Here is a 23,178-nt window from a genome sequence, read left to right on the forward strand (position 1 = left end):
ACACCCACACAATACTCGCTGCCGGCCCTAATTCATTATAAAGAGCTCCCGGCCTTCCGGTGCCCGCTACGCCTCGTCGCGACGCAGCGAGGGCTTCAGCTCCTTCAGACGGCCGAGCAGGCCGTTGACGAACGAGGGCGACTCGTCCGTGGAGAACTCCTTCGCCAGCTGCACCATCTCGTCCAGCACCACGGCGTCCGGAGTCGCGTCGACCCAGATCAGCTCGTAGGCGCCGAGACGCAGGATGTTGCGGTCGACGACCGGCATCCGGTCGAGCGTCCAGCCGACCGAGTACTGGGCGATCAGCTCGTCGATGCGCCGCGCGTGTTCCGCGTAGCCCTCGACCAGCTCCATCGTGTACTCGCTCACCGGCGGCTGCCGGGTGTCGGCCCGCGAGAGCCGGACCCAGTCCGCGAGGACCGTCTGGACGTCCGCGCCGCGCTGGTCGCCCTCGAAGAGGATCTGGAAGGCGCGCTTGCGGGCCGTGTTGCGGGCAGCCACGGTTAGCTGTTCACCCGGCCGAGGTAGTCACTCGTGCGGGTGTCGACCTTGATCTTCTCACCGGTGGTGATGAAGAGCGGGACCTGGATCTGGTGGCCGGTCTCCAGCGTGGCGGGCTTGGTGCCACCGGTGGAGCGGTCGCCCTGGACACCGGGCTCGGTCTCCTGGATGGTCAGCTCGACGGCGGCCGGCAGGTCGACGAAGAGCACCTCGCCCTCGTGCTGCGCGACGGTGGCCGTGAAGCCCTCGATGAGGAAGTTGGCCGCGTCGCCGACCGTCTTGCGGTCGATCATCAGCTGGTCGTACGTGTCCATGTCCATGAAGACGAAGTACTCGCCGTCCATGTACGAGAACTGCATGTCGCGCTTGTCGACAGTGGCCGTCTCGACCTTGACACCGGCGTTGAACGTCTTGTCGACGACCTTGCCGGAGAGCACGTTCTTCAGCTTGGTGCGCACGAAGGCCGGGCCCTTGCCGGGCTTGACGTGCTGGAACTCGACGACGGACCAGAGCTGGCCGCCTTCGAGCTTGAGCACCAGGCCGTTCTTGAGGTCGTTCGTGGAAGCCACGGTTGCGGAATCTCCTGGACTGACGTGGACGACCCCGGGGGCCCGTGCTCCGGCGGCACCCGGGAAGTGCGTGCTTCCCCGGGATCGCTAGAGCGCGAGCAGCTCCTTGGTCGTGATGGTGAGTAGCTCGGGTCCGCCGTCCGCCTCGGGGCGTACGACGAGCGTGTCATCGATCCGGACTCCGCCCCGTCCCGGGAGGTGGACCCCCGGTTCGACGGTGACCGGCACGCAAGCGTCCAGTTTACCCATGGCCGCGGGGGCCAGCTGCGGGTCCTCGTCGATTTCGAGTCCGACGCCGTGCCCGGTGAGCGGTGAGAGGCCCTCGCGGTACCCCGCGGAGCCCAGTACATGGCGGGCGGCGCGGTCCACGTCACGGTAGGCCGCGCCCGGCACCAGGGACTCCCGGCCGGCCCGCTGGGCGGCGAAGACGAGGTCGTACAGCTCGATCTGCCAGTCGGCGGGCGAGGTGCCGATGACGAAGGTGCGACCGATCTCGCAGCGGTAGCCGTGGTACGTGGCGCCCAGGCACACCGACAGGAAATCCCCCTCCTCGACCCTGCGGTCGGTGGGCGCGTGGGTGCGCCGACCGGAGTTCGGGCCGGTGGCGACGGAGGTCGCGAAGGCGGGGCCGTCGGCACCGTGGTCGACGAGGCGCCGCTCCAGTTCGAGGGCGAGGTGGCGTTCGGTGCGCCCGACGAGGATGGACTCCAGCAGCTCGCCGAGCGCCTGATCGGCGATCTCCGCGCCGATCCGGAGGCAGGAGATCTCCTCCTCGTCCTTGACCACCCTGAGCTGTTCGACCGCGCCGCCCAGGTCCGCGAGGCGCAGCCGGGGGGCGACCGAGCGGATGGCTCGGTGCCGGGCCACGGTGAGGTGGTGTTCCTCGACGGCGAGGGAGTCGGCGTCCTGGGCCGTGACGAGGTCGGCGGCGGCGACGGCCGGATCGGCGCCCGGCCCGGACAGGACGTGCACGCGCAGCGCCTCGTCGGGCCGGCCCTCCGAGGGCCGCTCGTCCGGCGGGGCGGTGCAGACCAGCAGGTCCTCGCGCTTTCCCAGCAGCAGGACGGCACCCAGCGGGGCGGCGCCCGCGAGGTAGCGCACATTGGCGGCTCGGGAGATCAGCGCCGCCGCGCTGCCACTCGCGTTGCAACGCTCCCTTAGCCGCGTCCGGCGGGCCGCGTACACCTCTGACATGAGCCGAGCCTACGAGCGGGGGCGCGATCCCGCCGGTCGGGAGGGCCGAGTGGGCGGCGACGATCGGGGAACTCCCCCTACCGGCTCCGGGGCACTCCGGTCACCACTGCGGCGGGCTGGCGATCGAACGGGCCAGGACGTCGTCCAGGACACGTGCCGTCGCCGGTACGTCCAGCTGGGAGTTGTCGATGATCGGAAGGCCCGAGCCGTACCAGCCGGCCATGCGACCGTGGATACGGGCGACCTCCTCGTCGGTGAGGCGGCGGTTGCCGCTGCGCTCCGCGTTGCGCTCCAGGACGATGTCCAGGCCCGGCAGCAGGACCACCGGGAGCAGGCCGGGCCCCACGTGCCGCTTCCAGCCGCCGAGTCCCACGACCGGCCGGTCGGGGAAGACGGCGTCGTCGAGAATGCACGAGATGCCGTTGGCGAGGAAGTTGCGCGCGGCGAAGCCGCAGGTGCGGCGGGCCAGGCGGTACTGCGCCTCGGAGTTGTCGTTCCACCCCGACTGCGGGTCGGCGAAGCCGGAGCGGACCCATTCGCGTACGTCGTCGAGGCTGATGTGCGCGGTGGGCACGCGACGGTGGTCGGCCCAGAACTTGGCGACGCTGGTCTTGCCCGCGCCCGCGGGGCCGATGAGCAGCACCGCGAGGGTGGTGGTCGTCGGATCGGGGGCGGTCGTGGCGGTGGGCGGCACGCTGGGCATGGCGACCGGGCCGCCGGGCGGCAGCGGGACATGGCCGGTGGTGTCCGCGGCCGGCGGGGCCGGGGAGTGCTGCGGCACCACGTGCGGCGGCGCGTGCGGGACGGGAGGCACCGGCCCCGACGCCGACCCGCCGGCGAATCCCGGTGCGGGAGGAGGCGGCGGCACTGGGGCGGGCCCCTGGTGTACGCCCGGTTGATGCGGTCCCTGGTGCTGCGCGGGCGGCGACCAGCCGGCCGCCGGACCGTGCCCCGGCTGGTGGGGCGGCGGCAGCGGAGAACCCACTGCGTGCTGCATCCGGTGCCACTCCGTCTCGTACAGGCAATAGGCGATGGCAAGGGGTGCAAACCCCGCTCTCCCCCCACAGCCTAAAGGGCGTGAGAGGTACCCCCGTCCGAACGGTACCGCCCTCGGCTGCCGTTTGGTGAACGGCCGGGGGCGGTCCGAAGTGCCCGGCGTGCAAAGAGAATCGGGCGGACGGGGCGCCGCGGGACTTACTCGCCCACTTCGCCGTACGCGGCGAGCAGTACCGCCGGGTCGGGTCCCTCCAGGACGGTCGGCTTGGCCAGTCCGTCGAGGACGATGAAGCGCAGCAGGTTGCCGCGGGACTTCTTGTCGACCTTCATGGCCTCCAGCAGCTTGGGCCACTGGTCGTAGCGGTAGTGCAGCGGCAGACCCACCGACTCCAGGACCGCGCGGTGCCGGTCGGCCGTGGCGTCGTCGAGGCGGCCGGCCAGCCGGCCCAGTTCGGCGGCGAAGTGCATGCCGACCGAGACGGCCGCGCCGTGGCGCCACTTGTAGCGCTCGTTCTTCTCGATGGCGTGCGCGAGGGTGTGCCCGTAGTTGAGGACCTCGCGCAGCCCCGACTCCTTCAGGTCGGACGACACGACGTCGGCCTTGACCTTGATGGAACGCTCGATGAGCTCGGCGGTGTGCGGGCCCGCGGGGGTGCGGGCGGCCTCGGGGTCGGACTCGATGAGCTCCAGGATCACCGGGTCGGCGATGAAACCGGCCTTGATGATCTCGGCGAGTCCGGAGACGTAGTCGTTGACCGGGAGCGAGTCCAGCGCCGCCAGGTCGCACAGCACGCCGGCCGGCGGGTGGAAGGCGCCGACGAGGTTCTTGCCCTCGGCTGTGTTGATGCCGGTCTTGCCGCCGACGGCCGCGTCCACCATGCCGAGCACGGTGGTCGGGACGGCGATCCAGCGCACCCCGCGCAGCCAGGTCGCGGCGACGAACCCGGCGAGGTCCGTGGTGGCACCGCCACCGACGCCCACGACCACGTCGGTGCGGGTGAACCCGGACTGGCCGAGCGCCTTCCAGCAGTAGGCGGCGACCTCGGCGGTCTTGGCCTCCTCCGCGTTGGGCACCTGGATCGCGACGGCCTCGAAGCCCTGCTCGGCCAGGTCGGCCCGCAGGGCGTCGCCGGTCTCGGCCAGCGCCTCGGGATGGATGATCGCGACCCTGCGTGCCTTGTCGCCGATCAGTCCGCCGAGCTCGCCCAGCAGCTGACGCCCGACCAGGACCTCGTACGGCGCGGAGCCCGCGCTGCCGCCGACCTGGATCCGCGTCACAGACTCGCTCATGCTTCCTTCAACTCCAGTGCGTCCAGGGCGGCTCGGGTGACCTCTTCGGGGGTACGGCCGTCCGTCGCCACGACGGCCGTGGCGATCTCCTCGTACAGGTGGCGGCGGGCCTCCATGAGCTCGCGCCACTGCTTGCGCGGGTTCACCGCGAGCAGCGGGCGGGCCGTGTTGAGGCCGGTGCGCTTGACGGCCTCCTCGACGTCCATCGAGAGATAGACCACAGGCAGCCCGGCCAGCAGCCCGCGCGTGTCGGCGTCGAGCACCGCGCCGCCGCCGAGCGCCAGGATGCCGTCGTGCACGGCCAGCGCCCGCCGCACGGACTCCTTCTCGATCTCCCGGAAGGCGGCCTCGCCCTCGTCGACGAAGATCTCGGCGATGCTCCGCCCCTGTGCTTCGACGATGTCGTCGTCGCTGTCGCGGTAGGCGACGCCGAGCCGCTCGGCGAGCAGCCGGCCGACGGTGGACTTGCCCACCCCCATCGGCCCGACCAGGACGACCAGCGGCCCGCTCATCGGATGTGCAGGTTGTCGAGGTACGACCGCACGTTGCGACGGGTCTCGGCGACGCTGTCGCCGCCGAACTTCTCCGCCACCGCGTCCGCCAGCACCAGCGCGACCATCGCCTCGGCGACGATGCCGGCCGCGGGGACCGCGCACACGTCGGAGCGCTGGTGGTGGGCCTGGGCGGCCTCGCCGGTGGCGACGTCCACGGTCTGCAGGGCGCGCGGCACGGTCGCGATGGGCTTCATGGCGGCGCGCACCCGCAGCAGCTCACCGGTGGTCAGGCCGCCCTCGGTGCCGCCGGAGCGGCCGGTGGCCCGCTTGATGCCGTCGCCGGTGGTGAGGATCTCGTCGTGCGCCTTCGAGCCGGGCACCCGGGCCAGGTCGAAGCCGTCGCCGACCTCGACGCCCTTGATCGCCTGGATGCCCATGAGGGCGGCGGCCAGGCGCGCGTCCAGCCGGCGGTCCCAGTGCACGTGCGAGCCGAGGCCCACCGGCACGCCGTACGCGAGCACCTCGACCACTCCGCCGAGGGTGTCGCCGTCCTTGTGGGCCTGGTCGATCTCCGCGACCATCGCCTTCGACGCGTCCGCGTCCAGGCAGCGCACCGGGTCGGCGTCGAGCTTCTCGACATCGGCGGGGGTCGGGACGACGCCGTAGGGCGCCTTGGCGGCGGCCAGCTCCACGACGTGCGAGACGATCTCGATGCCGGCCGTCTCCTTCAGGTACGACCGGGCGACGGCGCCGAGCGCGACGCGCGCCGCGGTCTCGCGGGCGGAGGCCCGCTCCAGGATCGGCCGGGCCTCGTCGAAGCCGTACTTCTGCATGCCGGCCAGGTCGGCGTGGCCGGGGCGCGGCCGGGTCAGCGGCGCGTTGCGGGCGAGTTCGGCGAGCTCCGCCGGGTCCACGGGGTCGGCCGCCATGACCTTGTCCCACTTGGGCCACTCGGTGTTGCCCACCATGACCGCGACCGGGGAGCCCATGGTGAGGCCGTGCCGGACGCCGCCGAGGAAGGTGACCTCGTCCCGCTCGAACTTCATCCGTGCACCGCGGCCATAGCCCAGCCGCCGCCTCGCCAGATGGTCCGCCACCATGTCCGTGGTGATCGGGACGCCGGCGGGAAGACCCTCCAGCGTCGCGACGAGTGCAGGACCGTGGGACTCCCCCGCGGTCAGCCAACGCAGCCTGCTCAACGGTGCTCCTCAGTGCTCGCGCCCTCGTACTGCCCTGCGTACGCGCGTCCTCGCGTACGGCGACGGCGCGACCAGGTGCGCGGCCCCGGCCCGCCACCTCCGATCCTCCCACGTCCGCGAGCCGAACCCGGCAGCCGGTCCATCAGGCGGACCGCCGAGGTCCGCCGCGGTGCCCGGTCCCCTCAGGTGCGCGGAGAACCGCACGACCGGCGACCGAAGGCCGTCGGATCCGTCACCGCGCTCTCGGCGGAACGCCGAAGAGAGCGCCGAGCGACGCGACGTGCGACACGCTCAGCGGGCCGCCAGGGCGTGCTCGCCCGCCTTGCGCATGGCCTCCACGGGTGCCGGGGCGCGACCCGTCATCTGCTCGACCTGGAGCACCGCCTGGTGGACCAGCAGGTCCAGGCCGCTGACGACGGCCCCGCCGTACATCGACCAGCGGGCCGCCAGGGTGGTGGGCCAGGGGTCGTAGAGGACGTCGAAGAGGGTGGTGGGCCGCTCGGGCACGGCCGCGGCGAGGGCGTCCGTGGTACCGGCCGGGGTGGTGGCGACGACCAGCGGGAAGTGCAGGGCCTCGGCCGCGTCCGCCCAGTCGGCGGTACGGACGTCCACCTCGAGCCGCTCGCCCCACCGCCGCATCTCGGCGGCCCGCGCCGCGCTGCGGACGTAGGCGACGACCTCGCCGGTGCAGACGCGGGCCAGCGCGGCCAGCGCCGAGGAGGCGGTGGCGCCCGCGCCGAGGACGGCCGCGCTGTCGACCTGTGCGACGCCCCGCTCGCGCAGCGCGGCGACCATGCCGGGAATGTCGGTGTTGTCGCCGAGGCGGCGGCCGTCGTCGGTGAACACGACCGTGTTGACGGCCTCGACCGAGGCCGCCGTGTCGCTGATCTCGTCCAGCAGCGGGATGACCGCTCGCTTCAGCGGCATGGTCAGCGACAGCCCCGCCCACTCCGGCCCGAGCTCCGCGAAGAACGCGGGCAGGGCGGCCTCGTCGACGTCGAACCGGTCGTACGTCCGGTCGACGAGCCCCAGCTCCGCGTACGCGGTGCGGTGCAGCACCGGCGAGAGGGAGTGGGCGATGGGCGAACCGAGTACGGCGGCCCGGCGGGCGTCAGTTGCCCGTACTGGCATCGAACTTTTCCTTGAGTCGCTGGAATTCGTCGTAGGTCTTCGCGAATTCGGTGTTGCTCTGACCGTCGGTCGCCACGAAGTAGATCCAGCCCTCGTCGGTCGGATTCAGCGCCGCCTTCAGCGCTTCCTCGCCAGGGTTGCCGATGGGACCGGGCGGCAGACCCTTGTTGGTGTAAGTGTTGTACGGGTCCTTGTTGCTGTTGATCTCGGACTCGCTGATGTGGATGTTGCTCTCGTTCTTCAGGTAGTTGAAGGTCGAGTCGAACTGGAGCAGGCGGTTGGTCTCGGTGTTCGTCGGCTTGAGGCGGTTGTAGATCACCTCGGCCATCTTGCGGAAGTCGTCGTGCGTCTTGCCCTCGGCCTGGACGAGGCTGGCGACCGTGATGACCTGGAGCGGGTTGTCCAGGTCGAACGCCTTGGCCTTGGCGGAGAGGTCGTACTTCCCGTAGATCTCATTGGCCTGCGTGACCATCTGCTTCAGGACCGCCTCGGGCTTCATGCCCTTGGCCGCGGGATAGGTGCCCGGGAAGAGGAAGCCCTCCAGCGGGTCCTTGATGTCCTTGTTGCTGTTCGCCCAGCTCGGCACGCCGAGGCTCTTGAATTCCTTCTCGGCGACTTTCCTGGTGCTGCCGGTGGAAAGGCCGAGCTTCTTGTCGATCGAGGTGTAGACGGACACGTTGCGCTGACCCGGAGTGACCATGACATTGGCCTGGCTCTTCGGGTCGAGCATCATCGCGACAGCGCTTTCCGCGGACATCTCCTTCTTCAGGATGTACGCGCCCGCCTGAATCGCGTTCCCCTTGGGATTCTGCTGCTGCGCGGAGACGAAGGCGTCGACGCTCTTCACGACGCCCGCGTCCTTCAGCTTGCGGCCGATGTCGTAGCCGCCGGCGCCTTTGGGGATCTCGACGCTCACCGTCTCGGCGATTCCGTCGCCCGCGTAGTCCGGCGCCGTGCCGAAACGATTTTGGTAGAACTGGTAGCCGAAATAGCCGACCCCGGCGAGGCCGCCGCCGAACACCAGCACGACGACCAGGCAGGCACAGCCGTTACGACGCTTCTTGCCCGTGCCACCGCCTTTGCCCCGCTTGTCGCCACGGCCGCGCCGGCTGTCCGCCTCGTCGTCGCCGTCATCGTCCTCGTCGCCACCGGCCGCGAAGAAGGCGTGTTCGCCCTGGTCGGGGCCTGGATCCCAGTCGACCTTGGGTTCCGGCTCGGCGCGCCGACGACTGGGCGGCTCGGGCGGGGGGTACGCCTCGGGGGTGCCGTAGAAGTCGGGCTGTTCGGCGCCGTAGGCCACGGCCTGCTGACCGTAGGGATCACCCGGGTCGGCGGCGTAGGGGACGTGCGCGTGCGTGCCGGTGCCGTCCCAGCCGCCCTGCTGGTACTGCTGTTGCTGCTGCTGTTGTTGTTGCTGGTGTTGCTGCTGCTGGTCGTACTGCTGGTACTGCTGCTGCGACTGGCCGGGGTACTGCTGCTGCGACTGGTCCGGGTACTGCTGCTGGTCGTACTGCTGCGCCTGGCCGTAGGCGACCTGCTGGTGACCGCTGCCCCAGTCGCCGTACTCCTGCTGCTGCGGCTGCTGCGGCTGCTGCGGCTGCTGCGGATAGTGCTGCTGCTGGCCGCCGTAGGCAGACTGAAGACCCGCTTGGGCCTGCTGCCCTTCCCATCCGCCGTCCCCGTACAACGGGTCCTCCGGATGCCACGGTTCGGAGCCTGGGCCCCGGCCATACTCAGTCATCGATCCCCTAGAGCCGCGAGGCGGCGATCATGCGGCTTGCGGGCCGGTTGACGTTCCGCCTCTTTTGCTGTGCGTCGACTGTTCGAACACCGCCGCATCGCGCGGAACGTTACCGTATCGCGATCAGATGACCACTTCGACGCCCTCGCCGGGTGGTTTACCTGACACCCGTTCGGATTCCAACGCCTGCTGAAGGATGATCACAGCGGCGGCCTGATCGATGACCGACCGGCCCTTCTTGGATTTCACACCCGAGGCCCGCAGTCCCTGAGTCGCCGTCACCGTGGTCATCCGCTCGTCGACGAGCCGGACCGCGACGGGGGCGATCCCCCGGGCGAGCTCCTGGACGAAGCCGCGGACCTTGATCGCGGCCGGGCCCTCGCCCCCCTTGAGGGAGCGTGGGAGCCCGACGACGACCTCGATCGGTTCGTACTCCTCGACGAGCTGCTTCAGCCTGCGCTGAGCCGCCGGGACGTCCCGGCCGGGGACGGTCTCCACCGGGGTGGCGAGGATCCCGTCGGGGTCGCACGAGGCGACCCCGATCCGGGCGTCCCCGACGTCGATCGCGAGCCGACGTCCTCTTCTCATCCTCTTGACCGTCTCTTACTTCCTCTTGACCGTCTCTTACTTCGCGGTCTCGGCGACCAGCCGCTCGACGGCCTCGACCGCCTCACCGACGGCGGCCGGGTTCTGGCCACCGCCCTGGGCGACGTCCGGCTTGCCGCCACCGCCGCCGCCGAGGGTCTTGGCGGCCGTGCGGACCAGCTCACCGGCCTTGAGGCCACGCTCGCGGGCCGCGTCGTTGGTGGCGATGACCGTCAGCGGCTTGCCGTTGTTGACCGTGAACAGCGCCACCACGACGGCCCGGCCGCCCTGGATGCGGCCCCGCACGTCGAGCACCAGCCTGCGCAGGTCGTCCGGGGCCGTGCCGTCCGGCACCTGGCCGGTGACGACCGCCACACCGTGGACGTCCTTGGCGGACTCGGCGAGACCGGCGGCGGCCTGGAGCACCTTCTCGGCGCGGAACTTCTCGATCTCCTTCTCGGCGTCCTTGAGCTTGCCGAGCATGACGGAGACCTTCTCCGGGAGCTCCTCGGGACGACCCTTGATCAGCTCCTGGAGCTGGGCGACGACCGTGTGCTCGCGGGCGAGGAAGTTGTAGGCGTCGACGCCCACCAGAGCCTCGATACGCCGTACGCCGGAGCCGATCGAGGACTCGCCGAGCAGCTTGACCAGGCCGAGCTGGGAGGTGTTGTGCACATGCGTGCCGCCGCACAGCTCCTTGGAGAAGTCGCCGATGGTCACGACGCGGACGCGCTCGCCGTACTTCTCGCCGAACTCGGCGATGGCGCCCTGCTTCTTGGCCTCGTCGAGGCTCAGGATCTCCGCGTGCACGTCCAGGTCACGGGCGAGCACCTCGTTGATCTTCTGCTCGACGTCGGTCATGACGGTCGTCGGAACGGCCGAGGGGGACCCGAAGTCGAAGCGGAAGCGGCCGGGCTGGTTCTCGGAACCGGCCTGGGCGGCCGTCGGGCCGAGAGCGTCGCGCAGGGCCTGGTGGGTGAGGTGCGTGGCCGAGTGGGCGCGGGCGATGGCCGTCCGGCGACGGGAGTCGATGGTGGCCTGGGCCTGGGCACCGACGGTGACCTCGCCGACCTGGACGACGCCCTTGTGGACGTACACACCCGGGACGGGCTTCTGGCAGTCGCGGATCTCGATGACGGCACCGGTGTCGACCTTGATACGGCCGGTGTCACCGATCTGGCCGCCGCCCTCGGCGTAGAACGGGGTGCGGTCGAGGACGATCTCGACCTCGTCGCCCTCGGTGGCGGCGGGCGAGGAGACACCGTCGACCAGGATGCCGACGATGCGCGACTCGCCGTCGGTCCGGTCGTAGCCGATGAACTCGGTCTCACCGGCGGCGTCGGCGATCTGACGGTAGGCGCCGAGGTCGGCGTGGCCCGTCTTCTTGGCCTGGGCGTCGGCCTTGGCCTTGTCCCGCTGCTCCTTCATCAGCCGCCGGAAACCGTCCTCGTCCACCGAAAGCCCCTGCTCGGCGGCCATTTCGAGGGTGAGGTCGATCGGGAAGCCCCAGGTGTCGTGGAGCAGGAAGGCCTTGTCGCCGGCGAGCACCGTGCCGCCGGACTCCTTGGTGTCGGTGATGGCCGTGTCGAGGATGTTCGTGCCGGCCTTCAGTGTCTTGAGGAAGGCGGCCTCCTCGGCGAGGGCCACGGTCTCGATGCGCTGCCGGTCGGTGACGAGCTCCGGGTACTGCTGGCCCATCATCTCGATCACGACGTCGATGAGGTCCTTGACGACCGGACCGGTGGCGCCCAGCAGCCGCATGTTGCGGATGGCGCGGCGCATGATGCGGCGCAGCACGTAACCGCGGCCCTCGTTGCCGGGGGTCACGCCGTCGCCGATCAGCATCACGGACGTCCGCATGTGGTCGGTGACCACGCGCAGGGAGACGTCGGAGTCGTGCGACGCGCCGTACTCGACACCGGTCAGCTCGGTGGCCTTCCTGATGACGGCCATGGAGGTGTCGATCTCGTACATGTTCTGCACGCCCTGCAGAATCATGGCGAGGCGTTCCAGGCCGAGGCCCGTGTCGATGTTCTTGCTCGGCAGGTCCCCGAGGATCTCGAAGTTGTCCTTGCCGATGCCCTCGCCCCGCTCGTACTGCATGAAGACGAGGTTCCAGATCTCCACGTACCGCTCGTCGTTGACGGCGGGGCCGCCCTCGACGCCGAAGTCGGGACCGCGGTCGTAGTTGATCTCGGAACAGGGGCCGCACGGGCCGGGCACGCCCATGGACCAGTAGTTGTCCTTCATGCCCAGGCGCTGGATGCGCTCGGCGGGCACGCCGACGACGTCGCGCCAGATCCGCTCGGCCTCGTCGTCGTCCTGGTAGACGGTGATCCAGAGCTTCTCCGGCTCCAGGCCGTAACCACCCTTGTCCTGGGAGCTGGTGAGCATCTCCCAGGCGTACTTGATGGCGCCTTCCTTGAAGTAGTCACCGAAAGAGAAGTTGCCGCACATCTGGAAGAACGTGCCGTGGCGGGTGGTCTTTCCGACCTCTTCGATGTCGGGCGTGCGCACGCACTTCTGCACACTGGTGGCGCGCGCGAACGGCGGCTTGACCTCACCCAGGAAGTAGGGCTTGAACGGCACCATGCCGGCCGGGACCAGGAGCAGAGTCGGGTCGTCCGCGATGAGCGACGCCGAAGGGACGACGGTGTGCCCGCGCTCCTCGAAGAAGCTCAGCCAGCGGCGGCGGATCTCAGCCGACTCCATCAGTGGTCCTCATTCCGGTTGTACGAGTACGTCGACCTCTCGACGTACTTCGGGTTGTTGCGGTTCTCGATGGCGACGAAGCTCCGGGGAGCGGCGAGTTCGGGGTTCTCGTGGATCCCCAGAGCCTCCCCCAGTTCCGCCTCCCGCTGCGCCATGTTGTGGCGGACATCGAGCGCGAAGCCCACCGCGCGGTCCTTGAGCCGGTGGCCGGCCTCGACCGCCTTGTTCGCCGCGGTCGCGGCGAGGCTCTCGGGGGTCAGCTGCTTCAGCTTGCGGTTGACTTTGGTGGTGGCCCACACACCGGCGGCGACACCCGTGGTGAACCAGAACGTACGGCGGAACATCGCTCGGTCAGTCCTTCTTTCCGCGGGCGTTGCGCCTCTCGCGCCGCGCGGCCGGGACGGTGCGGCCCACGATCACGGTACGCCGGGGCGCCTTGGCGGGCACGTCGTCGTCGCGTCGGCCGCCGAGGGCCCGGCGGACGCCGTAGCCGAAGGCGGCGACCTTCACCAGGGGGCCGCCGAAGGTGGACGCGACCGTCGTCGACAGCGCCGACGCGTTCGACGTCACCTCCTGGACGTCCGAGGCGATCGAGTCGACCCGGTCGATCTGGGTCTGCGCCGAGCGCACCGCCGAGGAGGCGTCCGCCAGCAGCGGGACGGCCTGCTCGGTCACGTCCGCCACAAGCTTGGTGGTCGCCCTGAGCGTCTGGGCCAGCCTCACCAGTGCAACGGCGAGGAAGGAGACCAGGATCGCCCAGAAGACGGCCACCAGGATCCCGGCCACCTCTCCACCGGACACTGCGCACCCGCTCCCTGAAACGTGCCTCTGCATCGAAAAAGTCGTGCACCGAGCCTATCGCGCCGGGCGTGCCGCTCCGTACCGGATTACCGCCCGTGCCCACCGGAGTCGCGCAGGGCGATTGTACGGAATGAACACGACTCAGTACGCTCCGTGTGCCATGCGAGATCAGCAGCGTGAGGACCGCCCGTCGGACGGCAACCTTCCCCTGGAGACCGACCCGTTCGTGGGGCGGGCCGGCGAACTCGCCGGACTCGCCGGGGCGCTCGACGCCGCACGGCTGGTGACGGTGACCGGGGCCGGCGGTGTCGGCAAGTCGCGCCTGGTGGCCCGGGCGGCGGCGCGGCGGGCGCCGGACGACGGGGTGTGGCGGGTGGAGCTGGCACCGCTGCGCGATCCGGAGTTCGTGGCGTACGCGGTCGTGGAGGCCCTGGGACTGACCGACCACACCACGCGGCCCCCGCACGAGACGCTGCTCGCCCGGCTCGCCGGGCGTCAACTCCTGCTGGTCCTGGACGGGTTCGAGCATCTCGTGGAGGCCTGCGCCACGCTGGTGGGCGACCTGCTGCGGCAGCTGCCGGGCCTGACGGTCCTCGCCGCGGGCCGCAGACCGCTCGGGGTGGCGGGCGAGCGTCTCTTCCCGCTGGCACCACTGGACGAGGACGCGGCGGTGGAGCTGTTCGTCGAGCGGGCCGCCCGGCAGGGGCTGACGGTCACCGACGACGGGGAGGTACGGGAGCTGTGCCGGCGCCTGGACGGGATCCCCCTGGCGATCGAGCTGGCGGCGGGGCGGCTGCGGGCGCTGTCCCCCGGACAGCTGCTGGACCGGTTCGACGACCGGTTCCGGCTGCTGACCGGTGGCGCGCGGGACGCTCTCCCGCGCCATCAGACCCTGCGTACGGCGATCGGCTGGAGCCATGAGCTGTGTACGCCGGGGGAACGGCTGCTGTGGGCGCGGCTGTCGGTGTTCGCCGGGCGGTTCGACCTGGCGGCCGCCGAGTACGTGTGCAGCGGGAACGGCCTGGACGCCGACGACGTCCTCGACGTCCTGTCGGAGCTCCTCGCCCAGTCCGTGGTGGCCCGGGAGGACACCCCGACGGGTGTGCGCTACCGCATGCTGGCCACGCTGCGGGCGTACGGCGCCGACTGGCTGGAGGCCATGGGCGACGCGACCAGGCTGCGGCGACGGCACCGCGACTGGTACATGGGCCTGGCCACCTGGTGCGAGCTGGACTGGTTCTCGCCCCGGCAGAACGAGGTGGCCGCCCGCGTCGAGACGGAGCTGCCGAACCTGCGCCGTGCCCTGGAGTACTGCCTGACCGAGCCGGACGAGGCGCATCTGGGCCAGTATCTGGCGGGCTCCCTGTGGTTCTACTGGGCCGGCTGCGGCCGGCTGTCGGAGGGGCGGCGCTGGCTGGAGCGGAGCGTCGAGCTGGACGCCGACCGGACGGCCAACGAGCGTTCGCGGCTGAAGGCCCTGTGGGTGCTCGGCTATGTCGCGATCCTCCAGGGCGACTCGGTGCACGCGCTGGCGGCGCTCCAGGAGTGTCGGGAGGAGGCGGAGCGCGTCGCCAGCCCGACCGCGCTGGCGTACGCGGAGCATCGCGCCGGCTGTCTGGCCCTGGTCACGGACGACATGGCTCGCGCGGAGACCCTGCTGCGCTCGGCGCTCACGCGCTACCGGGCGATCGGCGAGCTCAACAGCAACGTCCTGATGAGCCAGGTCGAGCTGGCCATGACCCGGGCGTTCCAGGGTGATCTGCGGGACGCGGTGACGCTCTGCGAGGACGTCCGGCAGGTGTGCGAGGACCACGGGGAGCGGTGGACGCGTTCGTACGCGCTGTACGTCCTGGCGTACGCGGCCTGGCGGGAGGGTGACCTCGTCACCGCCCGCGCGCTGCTGACGGACTGTCTGGCCAGCGCGCACACGTTCCACGACCTGCTCGGCTCGGTGCTGGTGATGGAACTGCTGGCCCTGGTCACGGCCGCGGAGGGCGACGCGGCGGAGGCCGCGGTGCTGCAGGGGGCCGCGGCGGACATGTGGCCCTCGGTGGGGCTGCGGCTGTTCGGCTCGGCGTACTACAACGCCCCGCACGAACAGTGCGAGGCGACGGCCCGGGAGCGCCTGGGCGACGAGCGGTACGAGGAGTGCGTACGGCAGGGGGCGGAGCTGGGGCGGGAGACGGCGGTGGCGCGGGCGCTGGGACGGGGCCGGACGCGGTCGCCGGAGGGTCTGCCCGGGCCGCGCGGGCCGCTCCGGCACGCACGCGGTGCCGCCCAGATGCGCGAACCCGCCGCCTCGCCCACCCGGAAGGGCGGGGAGACGGCGGGCTGAGGTGCTACACCCGGCTGGTGATCAGCGGGCGTAGTACTCGACGACGAGCTGCTCGTCGCAGATCACCGGGATCTCCTTGCGGTTCGGCTCACGGTCCAGGCGGAACGCCAGGGCCGGGAGGTTCACCTGGAGGTAGCGCGGGGTCTCGCCGTCGGGGGCGAAGCCACCCGCACGCGAGACCTCGAACAGCGTCTTGCTGCGGCTGCGCTCGCGGACCATCACGACGTCGTCGGGACGGACGCGGAACGAGGGCTTGTCGACCTTCTGGCCGTTGACCTCGATGTGGCCGTGCACGACCATCTGACGGGCCTGGTAGATCGTGCGGGCGATGCCCGAACGCAGGACCAGCGCGTCGAGACGGCGCTCGAGCTCGATGATCAGGGCCTCACCGGTCTTGCCCTGGACCTTGGAGGCACGCTCGTAGGCGCGGACGAGCTGACGCTCGGACACGTCGTACTGCGCGCGCAGACGCTGCTTCTCGAGCAGACGGACCTTGTAGTCCGAGTTCTGCTTGCGGCCGCGGCCGTGCTCACCCGGCGGGTAGGGGCGGGCCTCGAAGTACTTGACGGCCTTCGGGGTCAGCGCGATGCCGAGGGCACGCGACTTCTTGACCTTGGGGCGGGACTGATTCGCCACTGTGTTCTTCTCTTTCCTGGATTTCGGCTCACCAGAGTTAAGGGAGGTCGCATCCGCAGCCTGGGAAACCCGCCACGTCCCTGCGGACGAGCCGGGCAGCCGCTCCCTGGTCTGGGCACATACGTGCAGCACGCGAGTGGCCCACCGACCTGTTCCGGGAATCCGGATGGTGGTGGGCTGCCCGCGACACCTTCGACGGTGCGCGACGCTCCTGGAATCCCCGCCGTGCGGGCCGGGGTTCCGGCTGGATGTCCCGTTCTGGTGGTGCCGACTCCGTCTTGCGACAGGCCGGACACGGGACTCAGCGCTTCGAGGGATTCTACAGGGTGCTCAGGACCCCTTGCGACCGAGGTGCTTCCTCGTCCACTCGACCGCGTCCGCGTAACGCGCCTCGCCGCCGTGCCGGGTCGGTGTGTAGTAGGCGCGGTCCTTGATGGCGTCCGGCGCGTACTGCTGGGCCGCGATGCCCTCGGGCAGGTCGTGCGGATACACGTAGCCCTGCGCGTGCCCCAGCTTGGCGGCGCCCTTGTAGTGCCCGTCCCGCAGATGCGGCGGGACGGGTCCCGCCAGTCCCTTGCGTACATCCTCCAGGGCGGCGCCGATCGCCGTGGTCGCGGCGTTGGACTTGGGGGCCAGGGCCAGCGCGATGGTGGCGTGGCTGAGGGTGAGGGCGGCCTCCGGAAAACCGATCATGGCGACGGCCTGGGCGGCGGCGACCGCGATCGGCAGGGCGTTGGGGTCGGCCAGGCCGATGTCCTCGCTGGCGGAGATCATCAGCCGGCGGGCGATGAAGCGAGGGTCCTCGCCGGCCTCGATCATCCGGGCCAGATAGTGCAGGGCGGCGTCGACGTCGGAGCCGCGGATCGACTTGATCAGGGCGCTGGCCACGTCGTAGTGCTGGTCGCCGTCGCGGTCGTACTTCACGGCGGCGCGGTCGACGGTCTCCTCCAGCGTCGTCAGCGCGATCTCCCGCTCACCCTGGTCGAGGGCGGCGCCGGCGGCGGCCTCCAGGGCGGTCAGGGCACGACGGGCGTCCCCGCCGGCGATGCGCAGGAGATGGTCCTCGGTGTCCTCGGGGAGGGTGACCGCGTCCTTGAGTCCGCGTCCGTCGCTCAGGGCCCGGCGGACCAGGCCGCGCAGGTCGTCGTCGGTGAGGGGTTCGAGGGTGAGGAGGAGGGAGCGGGACAGCAGGGGCGAGATCACGGAGAAGTAGGGGTTCTCGGTGGTCGCGGCGATCAGGGTCACCCACCGGTTCTCGACCGCCGGGAGCAGGGAGTCCTGCTGGGCCTTGCTGAAGCGGTGGATCTCGTCGAGGAAGAGGACGGTCTCCTTGCCGTACCCACCGGTGGCGCGGCGGGCGCCGTCGATGACCGCGCGGACCTCCTTGACGCCCGCGGTGATCGCCGACAGCTCCACGAACCGCTTGTCGGTGGCCTTGGAGACGACGTACGCCAGGGTCGTCTTGCCGGTGCCGGGCGGGCCCCAGAGGATCACCGAGGACGGTCCCGCCGGTCCGCCGGCGCCCTCTCCGACCAGGCGGCGCAGGGGCGAGCCCGGCTTGAGCAGATGCTGCTGGCCCACGACCTCGTCGAGGGTGCGCGGGCGCATCCGGACCGCCAGGGGACTCCCGGCGGGGTCCTTCTCCTGGCGGTCTTCGGCGGCGGCGGTGAACAGATCGGGCTCCACCCTGGAAACCCTAAATCACCGCACCGACAATCCCCCCGGCCCGTCAGCTGGTCCAGAACTCCCACCAGCGGGTCAGCACCAGCATGCCGATGATGCCGATGTGCAGCACGGGCACGACCCAGGTGAACTCGCCGAAGAAGCTCTTCAGCCAGCGCGGGGCCGGCAGGAGGTCGTTGCGGATGTTGAACGAGGTCACGTACCAGAACATGACGATCGTGGCGACCCAGGCCAGGGAGCACCACAGGCACAGCGCGTTGATCCGGTACAGGGACTGGAACTGGAGCCAGGTGCAGAACGCCACGCCGAAGAGGGTGCCGAAGTTGAAGGTCAGCCAGTACCAGCGCGGGAAGCGGGCGCGGCCGAGCAGGCTCATGCCGACACAGATCACGATGCCGTAGCAGACGAGACCGAGCATCGGGTTGGGGAAGCCGAAGGCGGCTGCCTGCTTGCTCTCCATCACGCTGCCGCAGGAGACCACCGGGTTCAGGCTGCACCCGGGCGTGAACGTCGTCCCGGCGACCTTGGCCTCGAGCAGCTTGAACTTGTCGATCGTGATGACCCACGCGGCGAGCAGTCCGGCCGCGCCGGTGACCAGCAGCAGGACGCCGAGAGCGCGGCTGCCGCCCACCGTGCGCGGAGCGGACCCCGCGCGCTCCGGCCCGGGCTCGGTGGAGACGTCTTTGACTGTCGTCTTGCTCATCACGCCGATTCCGTCACTTGAGAGGAGGACCTTCTGCGGGCTGGGGCCATTGTGCCGCACCGGCACACCTGCTCACCGTTCGCTCCGGATAAGGAAGTGCGGGCGGGCGGCCCCGCACGTCCGGTTCCGGACAGCCTGCGCCTGCGGCGAGGGCGCCGGCGGCCGCTGTGGCCCCCGGCGCCCGTTCCACCCGTACGAATGACCAGGACAGGTCCTCAGCCGAGCCGGGACTCCAGCTCCGCCACGATCTCGTTCACGCCGATCGCCGACTGCTCGCCGGACTCCATGTCCTTGAGCTGGACGACGCCCTCGGCGAGGTCGCGCTCGCCGGCGACGAGCGTGTAGCGGGCGCCGCTGCGGTTGGCGTTCTTCATGGCGCCCTTGAGGCCCTTGTGGCCGTAGGAGAAGTCGGCAGCGATGCCGACCTTGCGCAGTTCGGTGACCTTCGCGAAGAGGATCCGCCGGGCCTCCTCGCCCAGCGGGACCGCGAACACGCTGGTGGACGCGGGGAGCGCGAGTTCGACACCCTCCGCCTCCAGGGCGAGGACCGTGCGGTCGACGCCCAGGGCCCAGCCGACGGAGGGCAGCGCGGGGCCGCCGATCATCTCGGACAGGCCGTCGTAGCGGCCGCCGCCGCCCACCGCGGACTGGGAGCCCAGACCGTCGTGGACGAACTCGAAGGTCGTGCGGGTGTAGTAGTCCAGGCCGCGCACCAGCTTCGGATCGTCCTCGAAGGCCACGCCCGCCGCCGTGATCAGCTCGCGGACCTCCTCGTGGTACGCCTTGCAGGCGTCGCAGAGGTAGTCCCGCAGCAGCGGGGCCCCGGTCAGCTGCTTCTGGACGTCAGGGCGCTTGTCGTCCAGGACGCGCAGCGGGTTGATGTCCGCGCGGCGCAGGGTCTCCTCGTCCAGGTCCAGGCCCCGCAGGAAGGTCTGGAGGGCTTCCCGGTACACCGGGCGGCACTCCTTGTCGCCCAGGCTGTTGAGGAGGATCCGGAACTCGCGCAGGCCCAGTGAGCGGTACGCCTGGTCGGCCAGGATGATCAGTTCGGCGTCCAGGGCCGGGTCCTCGGCACCGATCGCCTCGGCGCCGACCTGCGAAAAGTGGCGGTAACGGCCCTTCTGGGGGCGCTCGTAGCGGTAGTACGAGCCGGAGTACCAGAGCTTGACGGGCAGGTTGCCGCTCTTGTGGAGGTTGGCCTCCAGGGCGGCGCGGAGCACGGACGCGGTGCCCTCGGGGCGCAGGGCGAGCCGGTCGCCGCCCTTGGTCTCGAAGGCGTACATCTCCTTCGTCACGATGTCGGTGGACTCACCGACACCGCGCGCGAACAGCTCCACGTTCTCGAAGCCGGGCGTCTCGATGTAGCCGTAGCCGGAGTTGCGCAGCGGGGCGGCGATCGCCTCGCGCACCGCCAGGTACGTGGCGGAGTCCGGCGGGGTCAGGTCGTAGGTGCCCTTGGGGGCCTTGAAGGTGCTCACGGAAGTCTCGTCACATTCCTCGTCGGGGAGCGTCGGCGCGCGCTCCCGGGCCCGCCGCCACCTGCCGCAGATACGGGTTGGTGGCGCGCTCCTGGCCGATGGTCGTCTGGGAGCCGTGGCCGGACAGCACCACGGTCGAGTCGTCGAGCGGCAGGCACACGCGGGCCAGCGAGTCGAGCATCTCGGCCATGTCACCGCCGGGCAGGTCGGTGCGTCCGATGGAGCCGGCGAACAGCAGATCCCCGGAGAAGAAGACCGACGGGATGTCGGCGGTCTCGGGCATCCGGAAGGTCACCGACCCCTTGGTATGGCCGGGCGCGTGCGCGACGGACAGCTCCAGACCCGCCAGTTCCAGCCGCGCGCCGTCGGTCAGCTCCTTGACGTCGTCCGGCTCCCCCACGGTCAGCTCGCCCATCAACGGCATCCCGATGGAACGGCCGAGAGCCTTCTCCGGGTCGCTCATCATGTAGCGGTCCGCGGGGTGGATCCAGGCCGGTACGTCGTGCGCGCCGCACACCGGGACGACCGAGGCCACGTGGTCGATGTGGCCGTGGGTGAGGACGACGGCGACCGGCTTGAGCCGGTGCTTCCTGAGCGCTTCCTCGACTCCGGGGGCCGCCTGGTGGCCCGGGTCGATGATCACGCACTCCTCGCCGGCGGCCGGGGCGACCAGATAACAGTTCGTCCCCCAAGCCCCGGCTGGGAACCCGGCAATGAGCACGATCGTCCTTCGTTGTGTCGATACGGGCGACTACGGCAGTGGTCAGAAGCCTACCGGCGCTGCCGATTCCTCAGCGAACCCATATACGGTACGGGGCACACGCAGGCGGTCGGCACACCAGACGCACGCGTCCCTGTCGACGTACGAGACGCATGAGGAGAAAACCCCGTGGTCACCCAGGAACAGCGGCGGCGCCAGCTCGCCCGGGAGAAGTTCTTGCGGCAGCAGCAGCGGCGTACCGCTGCCAGGCTCAAGTCGCGCGTACGCAACTCGGTGATCGCGTCCGTGCTCGGCGTGATCGTCATCGGCAGCCTCGCGCTGTACACCACCGGCGTCCTCAAGGGGGACGACGACAAGGCGAACGCGAGCGCCAGCGCGACCGCGTCCCCCAGCCCGAGCGTGGCGAAGGACCCGTGCGAGAAGCCGGCCGAGGGCAAGGTCAAGACGCAGAACTGGAAGAAGGAGCCGGCGGTCACGATCGACAAGTCGGCGAAGTACACGATGAAGCTCGCCACCACGTGCGGTGACATTGACATCGCGCTGAAGGCGTCGGCGGCCCCGCACACGGTGAACTCGTTCGACTTCCTCGCGGGCAAGGGCTACTTCGACCACACCAAGTGCCATCGGCTCACCACCAACGGCATCTACGTGCTTCAGTGCGGCGACCCGACGGGCAGCGGCAGCGGCGGTCCCGGCTACACGATTCCGGACGAGAACCTGAAGGACACCAGCCTCAAGAACAACGTCTACCCGGCGGGCACCATCGCGATGGCCAACACCGGGCAGGCGCACACCGGCGGCAGCCAGTTCTTCCTCGTCTACCAGGACAGTCAGCTCCCGCCCAGCTACACACCGTTCGGCACCGTTTCCGATTCGGGCATGAAGGTGCTGAAGAAGATCGCCGCCGCGGGCGAGAGCACGGGGGCCGGTGACGGGGCCCCCAACGCGACCGTTGTCATCGACAAGGCGACCGTCGCGAAATCCTGATGACCAGCACGGCCAGCTCCGAAATTTCGGTGGCGCTGGATGCGGACAGGCAACCCGCTGGTCGCCTATGTTGGCCGTGACGAAACTGTGGACGATGCCGGGGGAGCCGAGGCCCCCGCAGGCATCATGTGGAGGAGGCGCTGTGAGCAGCGACCCGTGGGGCCGCGTCGACGAGACGGGGACCGTGTACGTGCGTACGGCCGACGGCGAGCAGGTCGTCGGTTCCTGGCAGGCCGGCTCTCCTGACGAGGCGCTGGCCTACTTCGAGCGCAAGTACGAAGGCCTGGTTGTCGAGATCGGCCTCCTCGAGAAGCGAGTCCAGACCACCGACCTGTCCGCCAAGGACGCGCAGACGGCCATCGGCCATCTGCGCGAGCAGATCGACGCGCACCACGCCGTCGGCGACCTGGAGGCACTGCGGGGCCGGCTGGACAAGCTGGTGGCGACGGTCGAGTCGCGGCGCGAGGAGCGCAAGCAGCAGCGCGCCAAGCAGTCCGACGAGGCACGGCACTCCAAGGAGGCGCTGGTCACCGAGGCGGAGGAGCTCGCGCAGTCCGACCAGTGGCGGGCCGCCGGTGAGCGGCTGCGCTCCCTGGTGGACACCTGGAAGGGACTGCCGCGGCTCGACCGCAAGTCGGACGACGAGCTGTGGCACCGCTTCTCGCACGCGCGATCGGCGTTCTCCAAGCGCCGCAAGGCGCACTTCGCGCAGCTGGACGCCCAGCGCGAGGAGGCTCGCCGGACCAAGGAGCGGCTGGTCGCCGAGGCCGAGGCGCTGTCCGCGTCGACCGACTGGGGCCCGACGGCCGCGCGGTACCGCGATCTGATGTCGGAGTGGAAGGCCGCGGGCCGCGCCCAGCGCGAGCACGAGGACGACCTGTGGAACCGCTTCCGCGGCGCCCAGGACGTCTTCTTCGCCGCCCGCAGCGGGGTGTTCGCCGAGCGGGACGCCGAGCAGACGGAGAACCTGAAGCTCAAGGAGGAGCTGGCGGAGGACGCCGAGAAGCTCCTGCCGGTCACGGACCTGAAGGCGGCGCGGGCCGGCTTCCGCTCGATCAACGAGCGCTGGGAGGCCATCGGCCACGTCCCGCGGGACGCGCGGCCGAAGGTCGAGGGCCGGATGCACGCCGTCGAGCGGGCCATCCAGGAGGCCGAGGAGTCCGAGTGGCGCCGGACCAACCCGGAGGCACGCGCGCGTGCCGAGGGGCTGACCGGCCAGCTCCAGGCCGCCGTCGACAAGCTGCGCGGTCAGATCGACCAGGCGAACGCCCAGGGCAACACCGCCAAGGCGGAGAAGCTCGGGCGGGAGCTGGAGGGCCGCCAGGCGCTCCTGGACCAGGCGCTGAAGGGTCTGCACGAGTTCGGCGGCTGACAGCCGCCCGCTCCCACGCACGCGAGAGGCCCCCGTACGCGGTGTACGGG

21 protein-coding genes are annotated in these 23,178 nt (G+C 70.6%); 3 read left to right on the plus strand and 18 right to left on the minus strand.

Features of this window, described 5'->3' with window-relative positions; translation table 11 throughout:
- Window positions 1-66: 66 nt before the first annotated feature.
- The 13 genes from nusB to ACFV0T_RS40710 form a co-directional block, all read right to left on the minus strand.
- Window positions 67-501 (minus strand): transcription antitermination factor NusB, encoded by a 435-nt coding sequence (gene nusB / locus ACFV0T_RS40650; protein ID WP_385790345.1) that lies wholly within the window; start codon window positions 499-501, stop codon window positions 67-69.
- A 2-nt stretch (window positions 502-503) separates the two neighbouring features.
- Complete coding sequence (gene efp, locus ACFV0T_RS40655; protein WP_385790347.1) at window positions 504-1,070, minus strand: elongation factor P; 567 nt, start codon at window positions 1,068-1,070, stop codon at window positions 504-506.
- Between the two features lie 87 nt (window positions 1,071-1,157).
- Entirely contained in the window at window positions 1,158-2,264 is a 1,107-nt protein-coding gene (locus tag ACFV0T_RS40660; RefSeq protein WP_385790349.1) for an aminopeptidase P family protein, read from the minus strand.
- Window positions 2,265-2,364: 100 nt separating this feature from the next.
- On the minus strand, window positions 2,365-3,261 hold the full coding sequence (locus ACFV0T_RS40665) for a Pro-rich N-terminal domain-containing protein (RefSeq protein WP_385790351.1): 897 nt from the start codon (window positions 3,259-3,261) through the stop codon (window positions 2,365-2,367).
- A gap of 197 nt (window positions 3,262-3,458) precedes the next feature.
- Window positions 3,459-4,550 (minus strand): 3-dehydroquinate synthase, encoded by a 1,092-nt coding sequence (gene aroB / locus ACFV0T_RS40670; RefSeq protein WP_385790353.1) that lies wholly within the window; start codon window positions 4,548-4,550, stop codon window positions 3,459-3,461.
- The gene (locus ACFV0T_RS40675; RefSeq protein ID WP_385790355.1) at window positions 4,547-5,062 is read right to left on the minus strand and encodes a shikimate kinase; all 516 of its coding nucleotides are present in this window, start codon (window positions 5,060-5,062) and stop codon (window positions 4,547-4,549) included. The genes aroB and ACFV0T_RS40675 overlap by 4 nt, the downstream gene beginning before the upstream one ends.
- Window positions 5,059-6,243, minus strand: a complete 1,185-nt coding sequence (gene aroC / locus ACFV0T_RS40680; RefSeq protein ID WP_385790357.1) for a chorismate synthase — start codon at window positions 6,241-6,243, stop codon at window positions 5,059-5,061. The genes ACFV0T_RS40675 and aroC overlap by 4 nt, the downstream gene beginning before the upstream one ends.
- A gap of 291 nt (window positions 6,244-6,534) precedes the next feature.
- Window positions 6,535-7,374 carry a shikimate dehydrogenase gene (locus ACFV0T_RS40685; RefSeq protein WP_385790359.1) on the minus strand — a complete coding sequence of 280 codons (840 nt, stop codon included), beginning with the start codon at window positions 7,372-7,374 and terminating at the stop codon, window positions 6,535-6,537.
- Window positions 7,355-9,115 carry an endolytic transglycosylase MltG gene (gene mltG / locus ACFV0T_RS40690; protein ID WP_385790361.1) on the minus strand — a complete coding sequence of 587 codons (1,761 nt, stop codon included), beginning with the start codon at window positions 9,113-9,115 and terminating at the stop codon, window positions 7,355-7,357. The genes ACFV0T_RS40685 and mltG overlap by 20 nt, the downstream gene beginning before the upstream one ends.
- Before the next feature lie 123 nt (window positions 9,116-9,238).
- Window positions 9,239-9,703, minus strand: a complete 465-nt coding sequence (gene ruvX, locus ACFV0T_RS40695; RefSeq protein WP_385790363.1) for a Holliday junction resolvase RuvX — start codon at window positions 9,701-9,703, stop codon at window positions 9,239-9,241.
- A 36-nt stretch (window positions 9,704-9,739) separates the two neighbouring features.
- Window positions 9,740-12,412, minus strand: coding sequence for an alanine--tRNA ligase (alaS, locus tag ACFV0T_RS40700; RefSeq protein ID WP_385790365.1), 2,673 nt, complete (start codon window positions 12,410-12,412; stop codon window positions 9,740-9,742).
- A complete protein-coding gene (locus ACFV0T_RS40705) occupies window positions 12,412-12,756 on the minus strand; it encodes a hypothetical protein (RefSeq protein ID WP_385790367.1) in 345 nt (114 codons plus the stop codon). The genes alaS and ACFV0T_RS40705 overlap by 1 nt, the downstream gene beginning before the upstream one ends.
- 7 nt (window positions 12,757-12,763) lie before the next feature.
- Window positions 12,764-13,213, minus strand: a complete 450-nt coding sequence (locus ACFV0T_RS40710) for a DUF948 domain-containing protein (protein WP_385790369.1) — start codon at window positions 13,211-13,213, stop codon at window positions 12,764-12,766.
- A 160-nt stretch (window positions 13,214-13,373) separates the two neighbouring features.
- On the opposite strand from ACFV0T_RS40710, the gene ACFV0T_RS40715 reads away from it, so the two are divergent.
- Window positions 13,374-15,548, plus strand: coding sequence for an ATP-binding protein (locus tag ACFV0T_RS40715; protein WP_385790371.1), 2,175 nt, complete (start codon window positions 13,374-13,376; stop codon window positions 15,546-15,548).
- A 21-nt stretch (window positions 15,549-15,569) separates the two neighbouring features.
- Here ACFV0T_RS40715 and rpsD read toward each other — a convergent pair whose 3' ends face one another.
- From rpsD to ACFV0T_RS40740, 5 genes are all read right to left on the minus strand, one after another.
- On the minus strand, window positions 15,570-16,184 hold the full coding sequence (gene rpsD, locus ACFV0T_RS40720; protein WP_054233962.1) for a 30S ribosomal protein S4: 615 nt from the start codon (window positions 16,182-16,184) through the stop codon (window positions 15,570-15,572).
- A gap of 330 nt (window positions 16,185-16,514) precedes the next feature.
- Window positions 16,515-17,870, minus strand: a complete 1,356-nt coding sequence (locus ACFV0T_RS40725; protein WP_385790373.1) for a replication-associated recombination protein A — start codon at window positions 17,868-17,870, stop codon at window positions 16,515-16,517.
- A 43-nt stretch (window positions 17,871-17,913) separates the two neighbouring features.
- Window positions 17,914-18,570, minus strand: a complete 657-nt coding sequence (locus tag ACFV0T_RS40730; protein WP_385790375.1) for a vitamin K epoxide reductase family protein — start codon at window positions 18,568-18,570, stop codon at window positions 17,914-17,916.
- Between the two features lie 215 nt (window positions 18,571-18,785).
- A complete protein-coding gene (gene hisS / locus ACFV0T_RS40735) occupies window positions 18,786-20,048 on the minus strand; it encodes a histidine--tRNA ligase (RefSeq protein ID WP_385790377.1) in 1,263 nt (420 codons plus the stop codon).
- 10 nt (window positions 20,049-20,058) lie between these two features.
- Window positions 20,059-20,769, minus strand: a complete 711-nt coding sequence (locus ACFV0T_RS40740) for an MBL fold metallo-hydrolase (RefSeq protein ID WP_385790379.1) — start codon at window positions 20,767-20,769, stop codon at window positions 20,059-20,061.
- 168 nt (window positions 20,770-20,937) lie between these two features.
- Here ACFV0T_RS40740 and ACFV0T_RS40745 point away from each other — a divergent pair, with 168 nt between their 5' ends.
- Together ACFV0T_RS40745 and ACFV0T_RS40750 are read left to right on the plus strand one after the other, a co-directional pair.
- Window positions 20,938-21,756, plus strand: a complete 819-nt coding sequence (locus ACFV0T_RS40745) for a peptidylprolyl isomerase (RefSeq protein WP_385790381.1) — start codon at window positions 20,938-20,940, stop codon at window positions 21,754-21,756.
- Between the two features lie 142 nt (window positions 21,757-21,898).
- On the plus strand, window positions 21,899-23,128 hold the full coding sequence (locus tag ACFV0T_RS40750; protein ID WP_385790383.1) for a DUF349 domain-containing protein: 1,230 nt from the start codon (window positions 21,899-21,901) through the stop codon (window positions 23,126-23,128).
- Window positions 23,129-23,178: the final 50 nt, after the last annotated feature.

The organism is Streptomyces sp. NPDC059582 (assembly GCF_042735715.1).
Classification (GTDB): Bacteria; Actinomycetota; Actinomycetes; order Streptomycetales; family Streptomycetaceae; genus Streptomyces.